Source organism: Streptomyces sp. PKU-EA00015 (assembly GCF_013387495.1).
Taxonomy (GTDB): Bacteria; Actinomycetota; Actinomycetes; order Streptomycetales; family Streptomycetaceae; genus Streptomyces.
In genome coordinates, this window is record NZ_JABZEE010000012.1 from 1 (window position 1) to 5,281 (window position 5,281).

Sequence of the window (5,281 nt, forward strand, 5' to 3'; positions counted from 1 at the left end):
TGCCCGGATCAGATCGTGCCGAGCTTGATGATCGACAGCAGCGCGATCAGCTGGATCGCCGAGGCGCCGAGGGCCTTCGGCCACGGCAGGTCGTGGGACTTGCTGACCATCGAGGTGAACAGAGCCCCGGCGGCCAGCCACGTCAGCCAGCCCAGCACCTGCACCAGGGAGTTCTCGCCGCCCAGGAAGAGGGCGAAGACCAGGCGCGGTGCGTCCGTGATGGACATGATCAGCATGGAGAGGCCGACCGTCGGCTGCCACGCGCCGTCGCCGCCGAACTGGCGGGCCAGCGTGTGGGTCACGGCGCCGAGGATCAGGCCACTGATCACGAACGTGACGCCCGTGCTCAGCACGTACGGGATCGCGGTGGAGATCGTCGCGTTGATCGCCTCCTCGCGCGGCTCGTCGAAGCCGAAGATCGCGAGCAGGCCGTAGAGGAAGGTGACGACGAGCGCGGGGCCCCACACCGGGTAGTCGCGCATCTGCAGGAAGGTCGGGCCCGGGCGCATCACGATGCCGCTCAGCAGCTGCTTCCAGTGCAGGCGCGGGCCCGCGGGCGCGGCAGGGGCCGCGCCGGCGTGGTAGGTGGCGCCGTCGCCGTACACATCGTCGTGGACGCTGAACGCCTGTGTGTGGCCCGGGTGGTTGGCCGCGTACGGGTCGGGCGCCGGCGGCGCCTGGTGGTACGGGTCGCCGAAGTACTCCGGCTCGTCGTACCCGCCCTGGCGGCGCTGCTGCTGATACTGCTGAGGCCCGCCGCTCGTCCGGGGCCACTGCGGGGCCTGCTGTCCGTACGGAGGCGCGGCACGGCCGCCGCCCGTGTAGGGCGGCGGCGCCTGGGGCGCCTGCTGTTGTCGCGGGGTGCGGTTGTCCCGGCCGCGTCCGATCCTGAATCCAGCCACGCAATCGAACGTACCCGGTCCGCGCACGCCGGGTGACGGCGGACCGGGAACCGGGGGCCTTTGCTGCCGAGCTGTGACATCCCCTAGGGGAACCCCGGGGGGCCGGCCCCCGTACCCCTTCGCCGAGGTCAGGGACGGTGGGAGGGGACGGCGGGGGATATGACAGAAGCGGCCGGTCCTGCCCCCGAGGCAGGTCCGGCCGCTCGCTGTTCCTACGGGAAGACGGCTACTTCACCGGCTCCGGTTCCGGCGTGGTCTCGGTCTCGGCCTCGCCCGCCGGGTCGACCGGGGTCTTGACGGAGTCGAGCAGCAGCTGGGCGACGTCGACGACCTGGAGGGACTCCTTGGCCTGGCCGTCGTTCTTCTTGCCGTTCACGGAGTCCGTGAGCATGACGAGGCAGAACGGGCAGGCGGTGGAGACGATGTCCGGGTTGAGGGACAGGGCCTCGTCGACGCGCTCGGTGTTGATGCGCTTGCCGATGCGCTCCTCCATCCACATCCGCGCGCCGCCGGCGCCGCAGCAGAAGCCCCGTTCCTTGTGGCGGTGCATCTCCTGCTGGCGCAGGCCCGGGACGGCCGACATGATCTCGCGCGGGGGCGTGTAGACCTTGTTGTGGCGGCCCAGGTAGCACGGGTCGTGGTAGGTGATCAGACCGTCGACCGGCGTGACCGGGATCAGCTTGCCCTCGTCGATGAGGTGCTGGAGCAGCTGGGTGTGGTGGATGACCTCGAACTCGCCGCCCAGCTGCGGGTACTCGTTCGCGATCGTGTTGAAGCAGTGCGGGCAGGTGGCGACGATCTTCTTCGCCGACTTCGGCTTCTTCGTCGACTCGTCCTCGTCGTCCTCGCCGAACGCCATGTTCAGCATCGCGACGTTCTCCTGGCCGAGCTGCTGGAACAGCGGCTCGTTGCCGAGACGGCGGGGCGAGTCGCCGGTGCACTTCTCCTCGCCGCCCATGATCGCGAACTTGACGCCCGCCATGTGCAGCAGCTCCGCGAAGGCCTTGGTGGTCTTCTTGGCGCGGTCCTCCAGAGCACCGGCGCAGCCGACCCAGTAGAGGTAGTCGACCTCGGTGAGGTCCTCGACGTCCTTGCCGACGATCGGGACCTCGAAGTCGACCTCCTTGGTCCACTCCACGCGCTGCTTCTTGGCGAGCCCCCAGGGGTTGCCCTTCTTCTCCAGGTTCTTGAGCATCGTGCCCGCCTCGGACGGGAACGCGGACTCGATCATGACCTGGTAGCGGCGCATGTCGACGATGTGGTCGATGTGCTCGATGTCGACCGGGCACTGCTCGACACAGGCGCCGCAGGTGGTGCAGGACCACAGGACGTCCGGGTCGATGACGCCGTTCTCCTCCAGCGTGCCGATCAGCGGGCGCTCGGCCTCCGCGAGGGCCGCGGCGGGGACGTCCTTCAGCTGCTCCTCGGACGCCTTCTCCTCGCCCTCCATGGTCTTGCCGCCGCCGGCCAGCAGGTACGGGGCCTTGGCGTGCGCGTGGTCGCGCAGCGACATGATCAGGAGCTTCGGGGACAGCGGCTTGCCGGTGTTCCAGGCGGGGCACTGCGACTGGCAGCGGCCGCACTCGGTGCAGGTGGAGAAGTCGAGGATGCCCTTCCAGGAGAACTGCTCGACCTGGGAGACGCCGTAGACGTCGTCCTCGCCCGGGTCCTCGAAGTCGATCGGCTTGCCGCCCGACGTCATCGGCTGGAGCGCGCCCAGGGCGCTGGCGCCGTCGGCGTTGCGCTTGAACCAGATGTTCGGGAAGCCGAGGAAGCGGTGCCAGGCCACACCCATGTTGGTGTTCAGCGAGATCGTGATGGCCCAGATGAAGGAGGTGCTGACCTTGACCATCGCGGTGAAGTAGATCAGCGTCTGGAGGGTCGGCACGCTCAGGCCCTTGAAGGCCAGGACCAGGGGGTACGAGGCGAAGTACGCCGCCTCGTAGTGCTCGACGTGGTGGATCGCGCCCTCGAGGCCGCGCAGCACGTAGATCGCCAGACCGATGGTGAGGATCACGTACTCGACGAAGTACGCCTGCCAGGCCTTGGAGCCCGCGAAACGCGACTTGCGGCCCGCACGGGACGGCAGGCTCAGCAGCCGGATCGCCATCAGTACGACGATGCCGAGGATCGTCATGACGCCGATGAACTCGACGTAGAGCTCGAACGGCAGGAAGCCGCCGACGACCGGGAGCACCCAGTCCGCCTGGAAGAGCTGCCCGATCGCCTGCACCAGGGTGGGCGGCAGCGTCAGGAAGCCGACGGCGACGAACCAGTGCGCGAAGCCGACGATGCCCCACCGGTTCATCCGGGTGTGGCCGAGGAACTCCTTGACCAGGGTGATCGTCCGGGCCTTGGGGTCGTCGGTACGGCTGCCCGCGGGCACGGGCTGACCGAGCTTGACGAACCGGTAGATCTGCGCGACCGCTCGGGAGATGAGCGCAACGCCGACCACGGTCAGGGTCAGCGACACGATGATCGCGGCGAGTTGCATTGGGGGCTCCTCGGGCCTGCGAGGGTGGGATGATCCAGCACTACTACTAAGCGGTAACTTATTCAGTCCGTGCTGAGCGTACCCACTTATTCCGCCGCACTGTAGTTGGCTGGGCGGTGATCTGTGTCGCTCAGGCAACCCTGACCGGAGGGCGCCCGGCGACCGCGGTGGGGACCGTTCTGGCCAGGATCATCAGGTCGAGTCCAAGCCAGTGCTGCTCCACATAATGCAGGTCGAGCACCGTCATTTCCTCCCATGGCAGCTCGGACCGCCCGCTGATCTGCCACAGGCCGGTGATTCCGGGCCGTACGGCGAGGCGGGCGCGCCCCGGGCCCGTGGGCGCCGACTCGACGGGGAGCGGGGGTGGTCCGACGAGCGACATCTCGCCACGCACGACGTTGATCAGTTGCGGCAGGCCGTCCAGGAACCGGCGGCGCAGCAGCCTGCCCACTGCCGTGACGTGACCGGCGTGCGTCGTGCGGAACGTGAGCCTCTGGAAGGGGCGGCCGCCCAGGCCCGTGCGCGGTGCGCGGTGCAGGACCGGTCCCGGTGACGTCACGGCGACGGCGGCCGCGAGGCTCAGCAGGACCGGGGACAGTGCCAGCAGCAGGAAGAGGCTGCCTGTGAGATCGACGCCTCGCTTCGCCGGCATGAGCGCCCACCCTCCGTCGCGAATGATGGTTATCGACCGTTTTTTGCGACTATGACTGTCGCAGACCGTCCCCGATCCGAACGGGTGCGCCACGCGCGTGAGACCAGGCTGCATGTAAGCGCCGGATAAAAGTTGAGTCGCCCCGACTCAGGTCTGTTGACTCATCGGGAGACGTGGGGCATCCTTGAGCCAGTTCCACTCAAGTCAGCTGGAGGAATTGAAATGGCACGTGCGGTCGGCATCGACCTGGGCACGACTAACTCCGTCGTCAGCGTTCTGGAGGGCGGCGAGCCCACCGTCATCACCAACGCCGAGGGTGCCAGGACCACGCCGTCCGTCGTCGCCTTCGCGAAGAACGGTGAGGTGTTGGTCGGCGAGGTGGCCAAGCGTCAGGCGGTCACCAACGTCGACAGGACCATCCGGTCCGTCAAGCGCCACATGGGCACGGACTGGAAGATCGAGCTCGACGGGAAGAACTTCAACCCGCAGCAGATGAGCGCGTTCATCCTGCAGAAGCTGAAGCGTGACGCCGAGTCGTACCTGGGTGAGAAGGTCACCGACGCGGTGATCACCGTCCCGGCGTACTTCAACGACTCCGAGCGCCAGGCCACCAAGGAGGCCGGCGAGATCGCGGGTCTGAACGTCCTGCGTATCGTCAACGAGCCCACCGCGGCCGCCCTGGCCTACGGCCTGGACAAGGACGACCAGACCATCCTCGTCTTCGACCTCGGCGGCGGCACCTTCGACGTCTCGCTGCTGGAGATCGGCGACGGTGTCGTCGAGGTGAAGGCCACCAACGGTGACAACCACCTCGGCGGTGACGACTGGGACCAGCGCGTCGTCGACTACCTGGTCAAGCAGTTCAACAACGGCCACGGCGTCGACCTGTCCAAGGACAAGATGGCTCTCCAGCGTCTGCGCGAGGCCGCGGAGAAGGCGAAGATCGAGCTGTCGTCCTCGACCGAGACGACGATCAACCTGCCGTACATCACGGCGTCCGCCGAGGGCCCGCTGCACCTGGACGAGAAGCTCACCCGCGCCCAGTTCCAGCAGCTGACGGCCGACCTGCTCGAGCGCTGCAAGACCCCGTTCCACAACGTCATCAAGGACGCCGGCATCCAGCTGTCCGAGATCGACCACGTGGTCCTGGTCGGCGGCTCGACCCGTATGCCCGCCGTCGCCGAGCTCGTCAAGGAGCTGACCGGCGGCAAGGACGCCAACAAGGGTGTGAAC

The 5,281-nt window shown here is 67.8% G+C and carries 4 protein-coding genes; 1 reads left to right on the forward strand and 3 read right to left on the reverse strand.

The features are described 5' to 3' along the window. Positions 1-8: 8 nt before the first annotated feature. From HW130_RS11945 to HW130_RS11955, 3 genes are all read right to left on the reverse strand, one after another. A complete protein-coding gene (locus HW130_RS11945; protein ID WP_177149487.1) occupies positions 9-902 on the reverse strand; it encodes a Yip1 family protein in 894 nt (297 codons plus the stop codon). A 226-nt stretch (positions 903-1,128) separates the two neighbouring features. Continuing rightward, positions 1,129-3,396 carry a (Fe-S)-binding protein gene (locus HW130_RS11950; RefSeq protein ID WP_177149488.1) on the reverse strand — a complete coding sequence of 756 codons (2,268 nt, stop codon included), beginning with the start codon at positions 3,394-3,396 and terminating at the stop codon, positions 1,129-1,131. A 130-nt stretch (positions 3,397-3,526) separates the two neighbouring features. Next, the gene (locus tag HW130_RS11955; RefSeq protein ID WP_177149489.1) at positions 3,527-4,048 is read right to left on the reverse strand and encodes a sugar transferase; all 522 of its coding nucleotides are present in this window, start codon (positions 4,046-4,048) and stop codon (positions 3,527-3,529) included. Positions 4,049-4,270: 222 nt separating this feature from the next. Here HW130_RS11955 and HW130_RS11960 point away from each other — a divergent pair. Next, positions 4,271-5,281 (forward strand): Hsp70 family protein (locus HW130_RS11960; protein WP_177149490.1); only part of this gene is annotated, 1,011 nt, incomplete at its 3' end.